The 17,704-nt window shown below is 47.8% G+C and carries 14 protein-coding genes; 8 read left to right on the forward strand and 6 right to left on the reverse strand.

Translation table 11 applies throughout. From position 1 onward, the window contains the following. Positions 1-75 precede the first annotated feature (75 nt). The gene (locus ACLQ3M_RS06680; RefSeq protein ID WP_411676914.1) at positions 76-1,104 is read left to right on the forward strand and encodes a LacI family DNA-binding transcriptional regulator; all 1,029 of its coding nucleotides are present in this window, start codon (positions 76-78) and stop codon (positions 1,102-1,104) included. A 260-nt stretch (positions 1,105-1,364) separates the two neighbouring features. Here ACLQ3M_RS06680 and ACLQ3M_RS06685 read toward each other — a convergent pair whose 3' ends face one another. Both ACLQ3M_RS06685 and ACLQ3M_RS06690 read right to left on the reverse strand, forming a co-directional pair. Continuing rightward, positions 1,365-4,490, reverse strand: a complete 3,126-nt coding sequence (locus ACLQ3M_RS06685) for a CBM35 domain-containing protein (protein ID WP_411676915.1) — start codon at positions 4,488-4,490, stop codon at positions 1,365-1,367. Between the two features lie 49 nt (positions 4,491-4,539). Next, positions 4,540-7,296 (reverse strand): glycoside hydrolase family 66 protein, encoded by a 2,757-nt coding sequence (locus ACLQ3M_RS06690; RefSeq protein WP_411676916.1) that lies wholly within the window; start codon positions 7,294-7,296, stop codon positions 4,540-4,542. A gap of 502 nt (positions 7,297-7,798) precedes the next feature. Here ACLQ3M_RS06690 and ACLQ3M_RS06695 point away from each other — a divergent pair. The 5 genes from ACLQ3M_RS06695 (at position 7,799) to ACLQ3M_RS06715 (ending at position 12,080) form a co-directional block, all read left to right on the forward strand. Further along, positions 7,799-8,665 (forward strand): NAD-dependent epimerase/dehydratase family protein, encoded by an 867-nt coding sequence (locus ACLQ3M_RS06695; protein ID WP_411676917.1) that lies wholly within the window; start codon positions 7,799-7,801, stop codon positions 8,663-8,665. Positions 8,666-8,791: 126 nt separating this feature from the next. Then, positions 8,792-9,397 (forward strand): helix-turn-helix domain-containing protein, encoded by a 606-nt coding sequence (locus ACLQ3M_RS06700; protein ID WP_411676918.1) that lies wholly within the window; start codon positions 8,792-8,794, stop codon positions 9,395-9,397. A gap of 116 nt (positions 9,398-9,513) precedes the next feature. Beyond that, positions 9,514-10,179, forward strand: coding sequence for a phosphatase PAP2 family protein (locus tag ACLQ3M_RS06705; RefSeq protein ID WP_411676919.1), 666 nt, complete (start codon positions 9,514-9,516; stop codon positions 10,177-10,179). A 339-nt stretch (positions 10,180-10,518) separates the two neighbouring features. Then, on the forward strand, positions 10,519-10,965 hold the full coding sequence (locus tag ACLQ3M_RS06710) for a GNAT family N-acetyltransferase (protein WP_411676920.1): 447 nt from the start codon (positions 10,519-10,521) through the stop codon (positions 10,963-10,965). A 137-nt stretch (positions 10,966-11,102) separates the two neighbouring features. Next, positions 11,103-12,080, forward strand: a complete 978-nt coding sequence (locus ACLQ3M_RS06715) for a serine hydrolase domain-containing protein (RefSeq protein ID WP_411676921.1) — start codon at positions 11,103-11,105, stop codon at positions 12,078-12,080. Between the two features lie 128 nt (positions 12,081-12,208). Here ACLQ3M_RS06715 and ACLQ3M_RS06720 read toward each other — a convergent pair whose 3' ends face one another. Both ACLQ3M_RS06720 and ACLQ3M_RS06725 read right to left on the reverse strand, forming a co-directional pair. Continuing rightward, positions 12,209-12,853: a flavin reductase family protein gene (locus ACLQ3M_RS06720; protein WP_411676922.1), complete on the reverse strand. Its 645-nt coding sequence runs from the start codon at positions 12,851-12,853 to the stop codon at positions 12,209-12,211. 276 nt (positions 12,854-13,129) lie between these two features. Next, entirely contained in the window at positions 13,130-14,041 is a 912-nt protein-coding gene (locus tag ACLQ3M_RS06725) for a helix-turn-helix transcriptional regulator (protein ID WP_411676923.1), read from the reverse strand. Positions 14,042-14,293: 252 nt separating this feature from the next. Here ACLQ3M_RS06725 and ACLQ3M_RS06730 point away from each other — a divergent pair, with 252 nt between their 5' ends. Further along, complete coding sequence (locus tag ACLQ3M_RS06730) at positions 14,294-15,217, forward strand: helix-turn-helix transcriptional regulator (RefSeq protein ID WP_411676925.1); 924 nt, start codon at positions 14,294-14,296, stop codon at positions 15,215-15,217. Positions 15,218-15,258: 41 nt separating this feature from the next. Continuing rightward, on the forward strand, positions 15,259-15,765 hold the full coding sequence (locus ACLQ3M_RS06735) for a hypothetical protein (RefSeq protein WP_411676926.1): 507 nt from the start codon (positions 15,259-15,261) through the stop codon (positions 15,763-15,765). 176 nt (positions 15,766-15,941) lie between these two features. Here ACLQ3M_RS06735 and ACLQ3M_RS06740 read toward each other — a convergent pair whose 3' ends face one another. Both ACLQ3M_RS06740 and ACLQ3M_RS06745 read right to left on the reverse strand, forming a co-directional pair. Next, a complete protein-coding gene (locus ACLQ3M_RS06740; RefSeq protein WP_411676927.1) occupies positions 15,942-16,766 on the reverse strand; it encodes a carbohydrate ABC transporter permease in 825 nt (274 codons plus the stop codon). A gap of 5 nt (positions 16,767-16,771) precedes the next feature. Then, entirely contained in the window at positions 16,772-17,638 is an 867-nt protein-coding gene (locus ACLQ3M_RS06745; RefSeq protein WP_411676928.1) for a carbohydrate ABC transporter permease, read from the reverse strand. Positions 17,639-17,704 lie beyond the last annotated feature (66 nt).

A 17,704-nucleotide genomic window follows, 5' to 3' on the forward strand; every position in this document is an offset into this window, starting at 1 on the left:
ATAATGAAATGAGTAAGAAAAAGTTGTGAAAGTAATCGGAAAATTTTCATATATTATTCTTGTGGAGACTAAAAAATGAAAAAAGTAAGCATGAATGACGTTGCAAAGCAAGCAGAAGTTTCCCTGACAACCGTTTCCCGTGTGATCAACAATTCCGGTTATGTAGCCGAAGAAAAAAGGAAACGTGTCGAAAATGCGATTCGTGAGACCGGCTACCTTTTGCCGATTCAGCCGGAGAAGCCGGCACACACGGAAAATCTGATCGGGTTGATTCTCCGCAAGATATCCGTCAACATTTTTTATGATCAGCTTAGCTCCGCCCTCCTGCAAGAGGCAGATAAGGTGGGTTACAGCATGGTGGCAATGTACAGCAGCAACCTTTGCAACGACAATCTGCGCGGCTATGTGGAAAAGCTTTTGAAATATAAGGTCAGCGGTATCGTCATCTGTGGTTTCGGAGACGAATATCTTTCGGAAAGCCTGAGGGAATTGCTGCAGGAATGCGGGATTCCAATTGTTTTTGTGGAACGCACGGCGGGCTGCTACGGTTTTAACCGCGTTTTGGTGGACAACTCCCTTGGAACCTATTACGCAACAAGATATCTGATCCAAAAGAAGCACGGCCGTCTGCTTTATATTGGTTTTGATAAGAAAGGCAGCGTTGAAAAGTCACGGACCAAAGGGTTTCTGCATGCGGTGCAGGAGGCGGGCTATGCCGACTCGCAGTATTCCATTTACTCCTGCCCGGACAGCTCGGTCGCCTCGGGATATGCCGCAATGAAATGGGCGCTTGAGAAGCGGGACGATATCACGGGTGTGGTAGCTTATTTCGACGGTTATGCGGCCGGGGCGATGCAGTATCTTTACGAAATAGGGCGTAAGGTTCCGAATGACATCGAGATTATCGGTCACGACGATACTTATGCGCCGAATCTGGCTCCGCCGATCAGCAGCGTTCGCATGCCGTTTGAAGAAATGGGTTCTGCCGCGGTAAATATGATTCTTGAAAATCAGGGAAACACCATGGATTTTTTCGCAAAAACCGTCTCCCTGGAACCGAAACTCATTCTGCGCGGCGGAAATGCACAGGCGATTTCTCTATAAGCGCAGCAGTTCGAGTGTAGAAATACAAAGCATAGAAACCCCAAAAGAAATAGTCATGCCCGATTAATTTCACGTTTTGAGTAACAAATTATCCGAAGCAGAGCAATGGAAAGCGTACCCGAAGCAGAAGCTTGATGCGCAGATTGTATGCCACGCAGCTGCGCCGAATACTGTTTCAATCAAAAGCTGGAGCCGGCATCTTTACAATGCCGGCTCCAGATGGACCTGATTAAATTTAATTTTGAACTAAATGCTGTGTTTTATTCAAAGTTTCCGTAAAGCCAGGACTCGCTGCCGCCGGTCAGCCGGTAATTGAGCTGGGCCGTGTCCTGATCGAGATACGAGCCGTTCTGATATTTTTCCAGTACGACCGTAATGTGTCCCCATGCATCATTGGACGGAGAGCCGATATCTGACCGTGGAATTACCAGTTCGATTCCTCCGGTTGCGGTGTCCCACTGCGGCGCTATGACGGAAGAAATGGTTTTGTTCAGTGACCAGCTGCCGCCGGACACAGTGTATTTGTTGTAAGCAGAATCCGTGTTGCTTCTGGTAAAGAGGAACGCCATATTTCTTCCCAGTGCGGAATCATGGATGGTGTGGGTCGTTGTACTTGCGCTGTTGCTGAAATCTTCCGTGTAAACGCTGACTTTAAACTCATTCTGTGAGGAACCGGGGAGAGCCCCCGCTTCGTTGTTGATGCGAATGTAGATGTTATTCGCATCGTTGCTGATGTAAACCTTTTTGATATCCGTCCGGCTGTCCGAAACAGCGGTATCGCCGGGAGCATCCACATAATAGGGGACGTATTGATACTGGCTCCAATCCCCGCTTGCTCCGCTGGTTACGCTGATGGATTTGTAGCAGCCGGAATTGTTTTCCGAAGCGTAAACCCGCATATCGTAGTTGTCCGCATAGGCCAGGCTTGCCAGAACAAACGCGGCGGCCGTAACCGGCTCGCTGGCCGTGCTCACACAGGGGGCTTCCGTCACGTTGCTTGCGGCCTCTCCGGTTACCATCCATCCGGTGGCGGTTCTGTGCTTGAACCATTCCAGCATGTTATATGCTTTGTCCGGATTCCCGGAATAGATTTGGTAAACCGCGTCCCACATCGTCATCTGGGGCCACGACGGAGAAGCTTCCAGCGCCTCGTTGCCGCCCGGGCTCCACTGAGAGGTGTAATAGAAGGTGTCGCCGGAATATCTGGGCAGCCCGTATACGTCGTGAGCGAGGTCGGTTTCCAGCTTGGAAATGTGACGCGACGCCCTTGAGGAGTTCACGTCAATCGCGCCCAGCGCGAACAGAATATTGGTGGATGAGTCTTCCAGAGTGTTGTTGGAAAGGTCGGAGTTCACGCATCTGTTGTAATATCCGTTGGAGACATTCCAAAGACCCTGACTGCTGTCATCGCGGTTGATCGCCGTCAGGATGGAGCTGCCTGCGCCGTTGTAGCTGTCTGTTAAGGCGGCGTTGCCCATGACTGTGGAAATCAGCGCCGCGCTTTTCAGGCCCATGGCATAGGCTGCCTGCGTATAGGTGTAGTATTCGGAGGTGTCGCCCTCTTCCCAGATACTCTTGTCCGCAGGCCCAAATCCGGTGCTCTGGTTGATATTGTTCATAATGTAATTCGCGGATTTTTGCACCGCGGAATAAAGAGCGGAAAGGAACGACTGGTCGCCTGTCAGCTTATAGTGCCGATAAACGCCGATCAGAAACATGCCGATGGAATCGTTTTCAGGCTCTACAAAATTCTGATTGGTGTTGTCCCACAACCCATAGCAGGTGTGGAAGGTACCATCCGAATTTTGGCGTGCCGCAAGCCACTTCCAGTAGGTTTCGGCTTCGTCGGTAAATCCGGCGGCGTCTAATGCCATTGCCGTCACGGCGGAATCTCTGGACCAGATCTTATAGCCGTAATTTGCAGGGTTTGTCGTTGCCGGCATGGCTCCGTCGCCGGTGGAGCTTCCGGGGCGGATCGAATTTTTAATCATAACCAGATTCCTTTTATAGAGCGCAGTCAGGTCGGAGTCTGAGAGGGAAGGAACGGTTTTTTCGCTGAACCAGTTCTGGTAGTCGTTTGCCGTTTCTTCAAACCAATCGCTGCCGCTCCGGGAGGCCGCGGTATTGCACAGAGCCTGAATCTCATTCAGGGAGGTGCCGAGCCCCAGGTAGAAGTATACGTATTGCGTGCCGCCGGCGGGAATTGTCACCGTTTGCTCAAATGCGGCGGAAACGTCCTGCGCAGAGACACTGGCGTTGTTTTTGAGCGTGCCGCTGCCGTCAAAGGTATACCAGGGAGAGCAGGTTTGGCTGGAAGTGCTGCTGTCGGTATCGTTTGCAGCCTGATAGTAGCTTGGGGCCGCAAACGCTCCCAAAGCCAGATAGGGCTGGGAAGAGGCGTTCATATTTACAATGATGGCTTTTCTGGAAGAATCGTAGCTTGCTGAAATTGTGTTGGAAGTGCTGTTACTAGGGTGAAGCATGTCAAGAAGGCTGTAGGTTGCGCTGGAGGATCCGCTGTTTTTCAACGCGTAGCGCGTTACGATCAGGTTCTGATTCGGAACGGTCGCATAGTCCCTTGAGATCTCAACAGAAGGCTTGCTGCCGTCGTATTTCAGGTAGTTGGTATGTAAAATACCGTCCTCGTCAAAATAAGCTTCCGAGTCGAAATTATGGGTCTGGTCATATTTGACATTGTTGGTTTCATCCCGGAAGAAGCCTGCGTAATCCTGAATCTGATTTTGGGACCAGTTGCCCGAATATCTCAGTTCGGAAAGGCGGGGGCCTTTTCCGCTGGATGTGTCGGTGTCGTACAGCTTACTGGCCTGCCAGATTGACATCATATTGTTCCAGTTCGAGGTGTACAGACTGCGCACGGAAACATGCTTTGGGGTCACAACAAGATTGTCAAGATTGAGGTACCCGTCCGAGCTGTTTTCCACCGCAACTTTTACCGTGTGTGTCCCGGAGGAAAGCGCGGTTCCCACATCCGTGGTGTTCCATGTGTCCCAGCTTCCGGTGTCGGCGAAGTACGCGTTGCTGACAAAATTGCCGTCAACGTAGATTTCACGGACATTGGTTGCTCCGGTATAATTCGTATAACGGAATCGAAGAGTAGTGTCTTCAGCGGTTGAAATGTTTATGGTAAATTGGACGGAATCGCCGGAATCGCCGAACCCGTCGACAAAGCCGGAGCCGGTATAACCATTATGGTTCGTATTTGTGGTCACGTTGTTTAGCGATGCGGTTTCGGCTTCGTACTGGTTCTCCGTGTAAATTTTTGCTTCTGCGGCCGATTTCGGCAGCCATCCGAATCCGGCGAGCAGGCTGAACGCGAGCATGGCTGCGGTTACGGATTTTAACTTTCTCTTGTTTGCCAATTTCATTTTCTTTTCCTCCTTGTTTTTTGATTTATATGAATTTGCCGGTCGGATTTCAGGAGCTGATTTCAATATGATCCAGGTTAATGTATCCCTCGTATCCGCTTGAAACCAACAATACCAACCGGTGCATTCCCGCCCTCATAGAAACCTGTTTTTCCGATTCCTGCCAGGTGTTCCAGTCTGCGGTTACCGGAAAATCCACTTCTCCTTCGGCGGCATTATCCATATACAGAAAGCGTTTGCATTCCGCCGCGGTTGCGTTTGAATATCTGAACTTTAAGTTGTAGGACCCGGCGGTCGGGACATCAAGATCAAATGTTACGGAAGAATACATGGTCCCATACGAATCCACAAATCCGGTTCCCGTGTATCCGGGGTGGTCTGTATTGGTTGACACGCCGGAAAGGATGGAGCTCTCCGCTTCAATGATGGACGGGCAGGACTCCGAACCCCATTTCAGGTAGATCATATCCCAGTATTTCAGGGAGGGAACCGTAAACGTAACGTATTTTCCGTTTGAATCTGTTGAGACCGTATAGTTCAGGGACGTGGATATCCCTTCGTCCGTGTCCGGAGAAGCAACACTGACGCCGGCAACGGATTTGTAGGTCGGAATGTAATATTTTACGGTCAAATTTGTCTTTTCGTCAGGCGCTGCGGCTGCATTCCTCCAGTTTGTATCGGTTTCGGCAGTCATATTGATGAGGTGCAGAATCCCGTAATCGTCGCCTTTGTTTTTCGGGATAAACCAGATCTTGCCTGCTTCGCCGCTTCCCGACACGGATTCGTCGCTGATACTGATGTTCTGAAGTCCGCCGTCCGACGGGATAATATCCGGGTCATACAGCAGATTCTCGTATGCCGTAATGAAATTGTACTGATTTTTCATCGCCGTTCTCAGGTTGTCCCTCATGGACTTATACGCTTTGGGGTAGTAGGGATGCCCCAGCATGACGGCGTCGCTGTAGCCGGTGGAGCCGTTGGCCATGGAGAGACCGGAACCCATTTCAATATGCATGGCGCCGGAAGCGGCCAGCACCGCGTCCGTCAGGCGGACGGAATTTGAATCGAAGGTTCCCAGCGTGATGCTGTCAAGACGGATATCTCCACCCGCATTGTCGCTGTCCTGCTGAATCCGAATCGTGTGTGTTCCCTGCGTCAGGTACAGCGTCTTTGGCGTTGTGAACGACGATTCGGCGGAATACTGATACCAGCTTGGGTCGGCGGGGATCAGCCCGGTTCTTGTGCTGTCAAAGTTTGCTACCATTGTTTTGGTTCCATCGACATAAATGCTTTTTTGCGCTCTGGTATCGGTTCCGTTGGAGGCAAGGAACACAAGAGAATAGGTCCCTGTTTCAGGAGCCTGAACGGTATAGGAGGCGTAATCGCCTGTTTCGTCGAATCCGGTGATATAGGTTACGTTGTTTTCCGTCCCGGAGTGGACACCGCTGAGAGTGCCGCTCTCGGCCTGATAAGTAGTCCCGAGATTATCGTACTGGTTCATATACGCGGCGCAGACCATCGTTTTGCCGCCGTCGTTTTTTCTTTGCCAGTCAATGTAGTTCTTCAGATCGTTATAGTTGCTGCAGTTTTCCCAGATTTCGCTGAACGGGAAATCCGTATTCGCGTTTTTGATAATATCGTTGGATGAAAAATCATCGTTGGGAGACGCGGCTCCATTGACCGCGTTCATTGTAATATAGTTTTTACTGCTGTTGTTTGCCGTTAAATTTTGCTTGATTTCATTCACATAGGACGAAAAGGAATTTGCCAAATCGACGGAGTTTCCCGAGTAGTCGTAGTAATTGACATTGCCCCAGAAATCACCCATCTGATCGAGCTGAATCCCATCGAACCCAAATGCGTTAACGGCCCCCGTGTACTGAGTGGACATGAAATTTCTCCAGTACTCATTCAAGGGATTGAATACAAAAAGAATCGGGAACGGTTTTCCCTCCAGAGGGAATATAAATTGGTCGATATGATTCAGAGAAGAGGGAGTGCTGGGATCGTAGCTGATATTATGATTGAGATTTTTGTACAGTCCCCATTCCTTGCTGACACCGTAATTTTCATATCCTTCGCGTGCCATATAAACCATTTGATAGGCCATTGCTTTTTGATTCAGATTATGTCCGGCGTTAATCCTCTGCAAAATGCTGGCTTTTGAAATGGTATTCCCGAACATGTCTTCCCAGGTGGCCGCCGTGTTCGATGGAATATCCTTTTCATGGCGCCACATCCAGTCGTAATACTGAACAAGGTTGATATGGTAATCCCTCGCCAGTTCCTGCATCAGGGAAGTGCTCTCCGCTTCGGTCTCTCCTTCCGGAAAATCGACACTGTACCCATAACGCGGATAGCGGGAAACATTGGAAGAAACATCGATTGCCGTTACTTTGGTGCTTCCATTTCCAAGTGACACCCGTACCAGATATCCGGTGTAGTCGGCAGAATCGCATTGCCATGAAATGCTGCGTTCGGCTGTTCCGCCCGCTACGATGGTTACATTTTCACTGCTTTCCCAGACCTGTTGGTTTAGATGATAGATCCTTGTACTGACGGTCTGTTCGATACCGCTTCCGGTGCTGTTCTTAATTTTCGCAGTGATCATGGCGGTGTCTCCCGGATGATAACAGGCTTTATCCGTGTAAAGATCGATGATTTCACCGTAAGCCGATGTGGTTGAGCTGAGGGCAGACTGTTGCTGAGATACGGAGGCTGCCGACTCAGCCGCGCAGACGGTGCCGTTTGAAACGATCACGGCACACGCCAGAGTCAATGACAGGCAAGCTAGAAACCTTTTCAATCAAATCCTCCTCCTTTTTCACACTCCTCTTTTCCGACAAAAGCTGCATATAACACCTTCTTCCATAATTTACATTTATTTCCATATTTATTATAACGCAAATATTTTTTATCTTAAATTCCTATTTTTTTAGATTTTAGTTCAATTTTTTTATATATAAATTAAAATTTTGCAATTTATTCTTGTGATCAGTGAAGGATAAAGCTGGATGAAGAAAAGAAATGTCCGCTTTCTATAAATTGTCCATTAACGGGAATTGATTCTGCTTTGATCTTCCTTTCGGGACTTCATGATTGTATTTATTTCCGCTGAGAGATATAATGTGGAAGGTTCCGCCAGCCGGTCTGCTGCTTAGCGGTGTCGATGACAAACTGGGAAACATCGGGAAGGTTGCGGAGCCTTGCGAACAGGGAACGTTGTGAACGAGATTTGAGATCAGTCGATTGCGCTGTTTCTTTTGCTCCGAAAAAAGAAAGCTACCGCACCGGAAAAGGAGAACAGAATGAATGTATTAGTATTGGGCGGCACAAGATACTTTGGTGTACATATGGTTGAAGCCCTTCTTCAAAAAGGGCATCAGATCACGATTGCCACCAGGGGGTTGAAAAAAGACAATTTCGGCAACAGGGTTCGGCGGGTTGTTGTTGAGCGCACATCACCCCGAAGCATGGCGGAAGCATTCTGCGGCAGATTTTTTGACGTAGTGTGTGACAGCCTTGCTTACTGCTCCAACGATGTGAAATATGCGTTGGATTCCATAAGCTGCAAACGCTATGTGATGACATCCTCGGCGTCTGTGTACGATCTGCATGTCGATACAAAGGAAGGCGACTTTAATCCTCTTGTAAAACCGTTGAAATGGTGTAACAGGGCGGATTACCCGTATGATGAAGTCAAACGGCTTGCAGAGTGCGCCGCGTTTCAGGCATACCCTTCCCAAAGCACAATAGCCGTCAGATTCCCATTTGTGATAGGACCCGACGACTATACCAATCGACTGTATTTTTATGTCGAGCATATTGTAAAGGGGATACCCATGTTGATTGACGATATCGATGCGCAGATGGGATTTGTCAGCTCAAACGAAGCGGGCCGTTTTTTGGCTTTCTTAGCAGAGCAGGAATACACAGGCGTTATGAACGGAAGCAACAGCGGAACAATATCATTGCAGGAGATCATTCAGCATGTCGAAGAAAAGACAGGCAAACAGGCAATTCTATCAAATCATGGGGATAATGCTCCCTATAACGGCGGAGTGGATTATAGTTTAAATACCAAACTTGCGTCAGATCTAGGTTTTTGTTTTTCTCCAATCAGACCATTTATCTATGATCTGATTGACAGGTACCTAGAACTCTCCGGAAAGTAAAATACGATTTCCCAAGAAGTTTAATGAATAGACTTTATGGAAATCCAGTGATTTGCACGCTTTTTAAAAACCGCAATTGCTAGTGCGAAAAAAACTCAGTACACATCGGAAGCGAGGCGCAGCTCAATGGAATTCAATGAAAAATTGCAGCAATTACGAAAACAGAAAAATTTGACACAAGAGGAACTTGCCGACTCGCTCTATGTATCCCGCACGGCGGTTTCCAAATGGGAATCCGGGCGTGGATATCCCAACATCGATTCCCTCAAAGCAATTTCAAAACTCTTTTCCGTATCTGTTGACGAACTGCTTTCCGGCGAAGAACTGATATCCCTTGCCGAAACGGAAAGCAAAGAAAATGCAAAAAGCTTTTCCGATATGATTTTCGGAATATTCGACTGTACAATGGCCCTGCTGCTTTTTCTGCCGTTCTTTGGGCAGCAAGGAGACGGTATGATATACACCGTTTCGCTCATTGCTCTCACGGATGAACCAAACTATATTCTTGTTCCGTATTTTGTGTTGGTGTCGTTGACTGTTGTGTTTGGAATTGCGATCCTTGCTTTTCAAAGCTTTCCTAATCGAATATGGGCGAAAAGCAAACTGCCGGTTTCGCTCATGCTCAGTATTTTGAGCGTGCTTATTTTTATCAGCACCCGACAACCTTATGCAAGTGTATTTGTGTTTTGCTTGCTTATAATCAAAGGCGTTTTGCTCGTAAAACAGCGGTGACACGAATCGTGTCACGACTGTGACGCCGCGATTCTTACAATTTTCTGAACCTTCATGATAGGCTGATATCAGACTTGAAGTCTGGATAACACCAAATTAGGAATGGAGATCAGAAAATGAAAAAAAGCAATCAAATCAATTTTGCAGTATCAGGAGCCTTGTTTTCCCTTTTCGTGATACTCACAATCATGCTCATGCATGTGGATGTGAAGCCGGTAGGGCCGAAGGGTTCTTATGTAGGGTTTGCAACTCTGAACAAATGGATGTCAGAACGGCTGGGAGTCAATATGCTCCTGTACCACATTACGGACTGGTTCGGCGTGGTGCCTGTTTTGGTTGCCTTGGGCTTTGCGATCCTGGGACTGATTCAGCTCATTGGTAGAAAGAGTCTGAAGCGTGTGGATTACAGCATTCTGGTGCTGGGCGCGTTTTATCTGCTTGTGATCGGTGCCTATTTGTTTTTTGAGTTCAATATCGTAAATTACAGACCGGTTCTTATTCAGAACGTTTTAGAAGCGTCGTATCCTTCTTCCACCACACTGCTTGTCCTGTGTGTCATGTCCACGGCGATCATGCAGTTCAACCGTCTGGTAAAGGGAAGAGCGGCAAGAATTGCCATTAACGTGGTCTGTGCCGTCTTTGTCGCCGTCGCTGTAGTCGGGCGGCTGCTGTCAGGAGTTCACTGGTTGACCGATATTCTTGGCGGTGCGCTGCTGAGTTCAGCGCTTGTTATGCTGTATGATTCGGTTAATACATTTATTGAATCTAAAAAAAACCGCTGAGGCAAGCCCGGCCCCATAAAGAGCGCGCGCGGTTCGTAAAAGCAAGGGCTGCGAATAACGACAGACAATTTCATGAGTGAAGGCACCGTCTGTGGAAAAAGTGCAATTTGTGTGAGGAGCAATTCGGAATATTGGTACCGCCATTTTAAATGCCGACCACTTGGCTACAGCATTTCCAATTTAGATTGCAAATATGGACATATCCCTCCTCCGCCGAAGGCGGGGGAGGGATATAAGTAAATTCTACAATTCAACTGGAATTGCTGTAATATGATTTGCCTGTCATGCACCGTAATTCTGATTGCTTTATGTTTGAAAAATAAGCGCTGGAGGATGAAAATGATTTACAGAAAGATGGAAGAAGCTGATATTCAAAAAGTTATTCCGCTGTACATGGAATACTACAATTATAAGGATAACAGCTGCTGGACGAAGGAAACCACCTATAAACGCATTCATCAGGTTTGGAGCAGAGAGGATTCTCATTGCTTGGTTCTTGAAAATAATGAAGTCATAATCGGCTTTGCGATGGGTTATTTTGAGCAGTATGACGATCTGGTCGCTTACGATTTGATTGAGATTGTGATTGCACTTGCCTGTCAAAATAAGGGATTTGGCACTGCTTTGATGTTGGAGCTTGAGCGGCAGGTAAAAAGCATGGGCGCGTCGATGATTCAGCTGCAGGCTGTAAACGATGAGAAACATAACCGGTTTTACGGCAGGTTACAGTATAAAGACGTCGGCAATCTGATTTTAAAAGCAAAATGGCAATTAGGCGCGGATTAAAAAATGGACGTTTCCGGCTGCCGGAAAGGTCATAAAGTTATTTAGTTTTTTTAAAATGCCTCTTGCAATCTTTTTTTAATAGACTTACTCTTTATTTCAAGGATATCCTTCATCAATGAAAGGAGAAAACTGATTGCATGAAGCAGGAAAAAATTGAAGAGCTTGAAAAGGTGATTTGCGCCGAGTATGGCAATATCGCGGGCATTCTTGTACAAAAAAGCGGAGTGAAATTATACGAAAATTACTGGAACGGATACACGGCCGGTCATGCTGTCCACGTGGCATCGGTGACCAAAAGTGTTGTTTCCGCGTTGATTGGTATCGCCATCGAGCAGGGTTATATCGAAAACGAGGACCGGAAGGTGTTGGACTTATTCCCGGATTACACGGTGAAAGCGGGCGAAAGAACAATACAGAACATTACAATCAGAAATTTACTTACCATGACGGCCCCGTATCGATATCAGACGGAGCCCTACGAAAAATTCTTTACAAGCCGGAACCCGATTCGGGACGCCCTCGATTTGTTAGGCGGAGACGGTGCCATCGGAGAATTCAATTATTCCGCCATCGGCGGAACCCATATTTTGTCGGGAATCCTCGTGAAGGCTACAGGGCGGTCCGTGCTTGATTTTGCTGTTGAAAATTTATTCGCACCACTGGGAATTAAAGTGCCGCGCAATGTGGTGCTGCGTAATAAGGAAGAACATATCGCCGTGATGAACGATAAAAACACCAGCGGCTGGGCCGTTGACGCGCAGGGAATCAACACGGCGGGCTGGGGCCTTTTCCTGACGGCTGAGGATATGACAAAAATAGGCCGGTTGTACCTGAACGGCGGAGTATGGGGCGGCAAACAAATTGTATCGGCTGGGTGGATTGCTGAGAGCACGCGGGAACACAGCCGATGCGCCCAGTGGGGAAATCTGGCCTACGGCTATCTTTGGTGGATTCTTGACGGCGACAGCTATGCGGCTCTGGGCGACGGTGGCAATGTAATCTATGTGAATACAAAGAAAAAAATGGTGGTTTCCATTGCTTCGCTTCTTATACCGGATGCCAAGGATCGAATCGAACTGATTAAAAAATATATCGAACCGATTTTTCAGGATTAAAAAACGGTAATCCGTCTCCAGATTGCCAAAACCGACAGGGCCGCGAAACAATTCCGTTGTCTCGCGGCCCTGCTATTTGGTGTTTGATTGGGATTTCACCGGACCGATGCCGGCGGACTGAAAACGAATCAGTCTGTTCGTTTCACAATTTGCAAATTTGTAACGGCTGAACCGCCGCCCTGACCTGTCACGGGATGTTTTGGCGAATGAACATAAAACATAAAACCATTTGAACTGCAGATTGTTCCAATGTCATGGTTTTCTTCCACGGCCGCGTGTCTGACCCTGCCGACGATCATTGCGTTAATCCCCTTTCCCGAAAGGTCGGACGCGGTTTCAAGCGTGCATTCGTAGCATAAGAAGGCCTCTCGGATGCGGGGGGCTTTTATCGTCTTTGCCGGCTCGGCGGTAAAGCCCCCAACAGCCAATTCGTCCGTATCGTCATCATTCTGCTCGATGGTTTTCAAGCAGCGGTCGTAATAATCCGGATTGAGGAAATTGATGCAGAATTCCTTGTCGCGGAGAATATTACGGTAAGTATGCGTGCTTTGCATCAGGCCGGACATGACGGCGAAAAAGCCGCCGCCGTCGCCGGAAAATGTGCTCCACGCGTGCAGGCAGGCGTTTGGCTTTCCGTTTTCTTTTCGTGTCGTAATCAAAAACAGGGCGGAGGGGACGCCGCACGCAAACTCCAGGTGGGAAAACACGTCATACTGACCTTGCCATTCTTCCGCAAAGGTTGCGGGCCGATTTTCGTCAACTTCAAATCTCATTCTTTTGACTGCTCCTTCCATTTGACATAAAAAAGTTTGAGCGGCCTGAAAGGGGATCTGCAGCAATTCCGGTTGAATTGTAGAATTTTCTTATGTCCCTCCCCCGCCGAAGGCGGGGGAGGGACATGTCCGTATTTGCAATCTAAATTGGAAATGCTGTAAGGAGCGCCCTGATGGACACTCCGGTTCCCGGCTTCGGTCTTTTTTCTGGATCTTAGCCGACCGCTTCTTACTGATACAGAATACCACGTCAATCCTGACAACTGTATGTCAGCTTCACTCGTACTGCTTTAGAATTATTTTCGCTTCTTTCCGAACAGCATCGACAAGGCTTTTGGGGGATAGAACTTTCGCGCCTTTCCCCAGCCCTAAAATGGTTTTTACCATTTCGTGTTCGTTTACATAATCCCATTTGGCAAGAATGCGGTGATCAACAATTTCGTAGGAATCCGGGCCGTATTCATCCACCGCCACATATTCGAGACTGCGGTCCAGCAGAAGGGTCGCGTATCGTTTTGTTTCAGGATCGGACAAAAACGCATCAAGATTCAAACTTTCTTCGGGAACGTCCCGAAACGGAAATGAGTCGTCGGTCATTTCCAGATGAAGCAGACGGCTGAGCTTAAACAGCCTGAAATCATCGCGCAAACGGCAATAGCCGAACACATACCACGCGGACCATTTGAAAGTAATCAAATACGGTTCCAATTCCCGCTTGGTTCTGCCGGTTTTACTGCAATATTCAAACCGCACCGCTTTTTTTGTCAGGATTGCTTCTCGAAGCAGACCGATTTTGGGCGCGAGATCGTTCTTATAAAAAGAGGCCAGATCGATGATGATTTCATCCTTGAGTGAAATAAAACGATCGGGTTCAGGGGAAAGCTTCGCGATCAGGGAACGGATGGATGGGTTTGACATTACGCTTGAAAGACCTTTCAGCCCAAGTAAAATACTCTGCATTTCCTCCCGTGTGAGCGCGCTTTTGTCCAGCTTAAAGCCTTTCTCGATTCCGATTCCGCCGTCTCCACCCGGGTAGGTGATAATTGGAATTCCGGCTTTCCCGATATCCTCAATATCCCTGTAAATGGTACGCAGCGACACTTCGAACCGTTCGGCAAGATCTTTTGCTTTCACTTTATTCTTTTGTGTAAGGATCGTCAGGATTCCGAGTAAACGGTCGACCTTCATGACATCACTTCCATTCCTACCGGTATCATAGCAAAGCTGTCATGAGAATGTCAACTTAATTGCCTCCCCGCAGAACTGTTTTTCGGTTCAAAAAGCATGATGCGAAATCCAATTCTCTATTCTAAAAGGAAGAGATGTATGGTATAATTTTTTAAAACATCGGTCCGTTTTTTCCTTTTCATGTTTGAATATTTTCGGCTCAGAGATCGAAGAGCAGGATTGGGATTGGGATGCGGAGCAAGGAGTAACAGCGTGAAAACAGACCGGCTTCTGGAGATTATTATTTATCTGCTGAATCACGAGAAGGCCACGGCGAAACAGCTGGCAGACAAATTCGACGTTTCTGTCCGAACAATCCAGAGAGATGTTGACAGCATTTCTTTAACCGGAGTTCCGATTTTGGCCGCGACGGGCCTTCATGGCGGTTATTCCATAGATTCCGATTATAAAATCCGAAACCAGTTTATCGGCAAAGAGGATTTTGCCTGGATTGTCATGGCGTTGAAAAGTTTGAGTACAAGCTGCGAGAATGACAGGCTGAATTTGATTCTGGAGAAATACCGTTCCCTGAACCACGTGGATGAGCCGAAAATATTTTTGGATTACAGTGTTACAAGGGAAAATCAAGACGTTTTGCTGCATAACAAAATAATAGAAGAAGCAATTTCACGCTTATTGCAGATTCAATTCGATTATCAAAATGTCAAAGGCTCTCTGTCGCGAAAAACCGTGAACCCCTTGATTTTGCGTTTTAAGTGGTACGCATGGTATCTGTTTGCTTTTGATGTGGAAAAGGAAGAATATCGGACCTATAAAATTGCAAGAATGGCAAATCTTGTGATGACAAACGTTCCATTCCAATCCCCTGATAATGTGGAAGAACGATTGGCTGACAGCGATAAAAATTATCTTTGGACCTGCGAAAGCATAGAGGTCTGGTGCAGGGAGGACTCAATCGCGGAGCTTGAGGAGTATTTCCCCGGGGAAAAGAAAGAACGGCTGAACGACGGAAATTATTTGCTGCACCTGCATGTACCGCCGCAGGAAAAACTGTGGCAGGCCCTGCTTCTCAGTATGGGACGCAAAGTCAGAATTTTAAGCCCGAAATCTTATCGGGACAGGCTGGTTCGTACCGCGGCCGAATTTTTATCGAACCATGACATGCTTATGTCGTAAATGCTGTGCTATGATGAGGAAAACTTGAAGGAGTGATTTTTATGAATTCATTTGGCACGGCGCTGATTGCCTCTCAAAAAAATGCGGTGATTCCGGAAGAACAAAACCTATTCGGGCAGTTTGTCGGCGATTGGGATTTTGACTGGTATGACAGGATCGGGGCGCATGCGGGAAGGCATGCCAAAGGGGAATGGATTTTTGCGTGGGTGTTGGAGGGTGCCGCCGTTCAGGATTTGTTTATCTGCCCCTCACGAGAGGAACGGCTGGTTAACAGCCAGCCTGATAACGAGTATGGCACGACAATCCGAATCTACAATCCCCAAACCTGCGCATGGGATATTTTTTATGGCTGTACTGGGGAAGCCACTCGGCTGGAGGCACGGAAAGAAGACGATAAAATCGTACTGACTGAGACCGGTGACAGGAAAATGAAGTGGATTTTTTCAGAGATTACAAAAGATTCTTTTCGCTGGCAATGCGATGATACGGAAGACGGCGTGACATGGAAGACTTACCGGGAACTTTTTGCGGTGAGGAAAAAAAGATAAGAACTATTCCTTTACGGTCCATGCGTAAGAAAAATATCCAATGGATCAAATAAAAAAGAGAAGGCTCGGCATCAAGAGGAAACTTGAAGCTGAGCCTTTTCTATTCGCAGCAGAAACGGCTGCCGATCTTATTCAAAAAATCCAGGTTTTGCCAACCTGCGGCAGGTATGGAAGAGTTATCCTTTCACAGCCCCGGCGGTCAGGCCTTTCATCAGGCTTTTCTGAAAGATCAGAAAAGCAACGATCACGGGAATCACGGCAATCACGGCCGTCGCGGCCATCAAATTCCAATGCGCACCGGCAAACTGCTGGAAATAAACCGACAGCGCCTGAGGAATGTTATGCTTTTTTGTGTCCTGCAGGAAGAACACCGCCTGGGCGTAGTTGTTCCAGATGCCGAATCCATTCAAAATTACAACGGCGGCAACGGACGGCTTGAGCAGAGGAAACGTGATTTTCCAGAAAACCCTGAACCAGGAGCATCCGTCGATAATCGCGGCCTCTTCAATCTCCCTTGGCAGGGACTTTACAAATCCCGTAAAGATGAAGACGGAGGAGGGAAGAGCGATTGTGGCGCAGACCATGCTCATTCCCCAAAGCGTGTTGATCGCGTTCAGACGGATCATCAGAGCATAGAGAGGGACGGTGTTGATGATTCCCGGGATCATCATGCAGCTCATAAACAGCCAGAACACAAACTTGTTGAATTTATAGTCGAACCGGGCGATGGTGAAGGCGGCCATTGCCCCGAAAATGAGAATGATCGCCAGCGATTCCACAGTGATGACGGCGGAATTGACAATCGCCGTTCCAATGTGGGATTTCTGCCAGGCATCAATATAGTTTTGAAAATAAAAATCCGGTACGAACAGATTTCCCTGGTAAAAGATCCGCTGGGGCTTGTTGAGAGACAGAATCAGAAGGATATAAAACGGAATCAGACAAACGGCGCAGATCAGAATAATTGCCAGATGTTTCATGAAATTGACTGCAGAATTCAAACCGTTCACTCCTTTTCCCGCGTCAGCCGCATCGAAATCATGACGGGAATCAAAATGATAAAGAACATGATGATCGCCACGGCGGTGGAATACCCGGTTTTGCTTCCGTAGCACATACGCATGATATATATGCTGAGAGTTTCGGTGGCGTACCCCGGGCCGCCGTCGGTCAGAGCCATGACAATATCGAAGACGGCAAGGGAACCGATAATGTTTGTAACGACGTTGATCCGGATAGAAGGCAGCAGCATCGGCATGGTGACATAGCGAAAGCTGTCCCAGAAACCGGCTCCGTCAATTTTCGCGGATTCGTACAGCTCATCGGGAATATTCTGCAGCCCCGCCAGGTAGATTACCATGGTCATACCGGCGTACTGCCATACGTTTACAAGAACAAGCACAACCATACACGCGGTGTAATCCCCAAGCCAGTTGCCGAGAAGCGATGATTTCCCGATCAGCTCCAGCGCGTGAAAGACAAATCCGCGGTCCGGCTGCAGCAGCATATACCAGATGTACCCCATGATCAGGGGGCTGATTATGGCGGGCAGATAAATCATCACGCGGGCAATGCCTTTTCCCTTGAATTTTCCATTCATTAAAAGCGCGTACCCGAGCCCGACGATATTCAGCAGCGGTGCGCTGCCCAGCGCGAAGATCAGCGTGTTTTTAATGTCCGAGATGGCCCTGCTGTCCTTAAAAAAATCAAAAAAATTCCGCAGACCGATAAAATTAGCCCGGCTGATGCCGTCCCAGTCCGTCAGGCTCATCCAGATTCCCTGCGAAAGCGGGTAAAGAAAAAACACCGCGAATAACAGAAAAGCGGGAACGGCCATAAAAGTGTGCAATCCAATTTTTTTTGTTTTCATCATACCGGCAGATAACCCCTTTTAAAAAACGGAGGGTATCTTTCAAGACACCCCCCGTGCAAAATGTCT

It is taken from the genome of Caproicibacter sp., assembly GCF_046707225.1.
Lineage (GTDB): Bacteria > Bacillota > Clostridia > Oscillospirales > Acutalibacteraceae > Caproicibacter.

What these genes read in the sequence shown, in the direction of transcription:
- ACLQ3M_RS06680 (WP_411676914.1), top strand. Translation starts at nt 76, where the DNA reads ATGAAAAAAGTAAGCATGAATGACGTTGCAAAGCAAGCAGAAGTTTCC.
- ACLQ3M_RS06685 (WP_411676915.1), bottom strand. Translation starts at nt 4,490, where the DNA reads ATGAAATTGGCAAACAAGAGAAAGTTAAAATCCGTAACCGCAGCCATG.
- ACLQ3M_RS06695 (WP_411676917.1), top strand. Translation starts at nt 7,799, where the DNA reads ATGAATGTATTAGTATTGGGCGGCACAAGATACTTTGGTGTACATATG.
- ACLQ3M_RS06700 (WP_411676918.1), top strand. Translation starts at nt 8,792, where the DNA reads ATGGAATTCAATGAAAAATTGCAGCAATTACGAAAACAGAAAAATTTG.
- ACLQ3M_RS06705 (WP_411676919.1), top strand. Translation starts at nt 9,514, where the DNA reads ATGAAAAAAAGCAATCAAATCAATTTTGCAGTATCAGGAGCCTTGTTT.
- ACLQ3M_RS06710 (WP_411676920.1), top strand. Translation starts at nt 10,519, where the DNA reads ATGATTTACAGAAAGATGGAAGAAGCTGATATTCAAAAAGTTATTCCG.
- ACLQ3M_RS06715 (WP_411676921.1), top strand. Translation starts at nt 11,103, where the DNA reads ATGAAGCAGGAAAAAATTGAAGAGCTTGAAAAGGTGATTTGCGCCGAG.
- ACLQ3M_RS06720 (WP_411676922.1), bottom strand. Translation starts at nt 12,853, where the DNA reads ATGAGATTTGAAGTTGACGAAAATCGGCCCGCAACCTTTGCGGAAGAA.
- ACLQ3M_RS06725 (WP_411676923.1), bottom strand. Translation starts at nt 14,041, where the DNA reads ATGAAGGTCGACCGTTTACTCGGAATCCTGACGATCCTTACACAAAAG.
- ACLQ3M_RS06735 (WP_411676926.1), top strand. Translation starts at nt 15,259, where the DNA reads ATGAATTCATTTGGCACGGCGCTGATTGCCTCTCAAAAAAATGCGGTG.
- ACLQ3M_RS06745 (WP_411676928.1), bottom strand. Translation starts at nt 17,638, where the DNA reads ATGATGAAAACAAAAAAAATTGGATTGCACACTTTTATGGCCGTTCCC.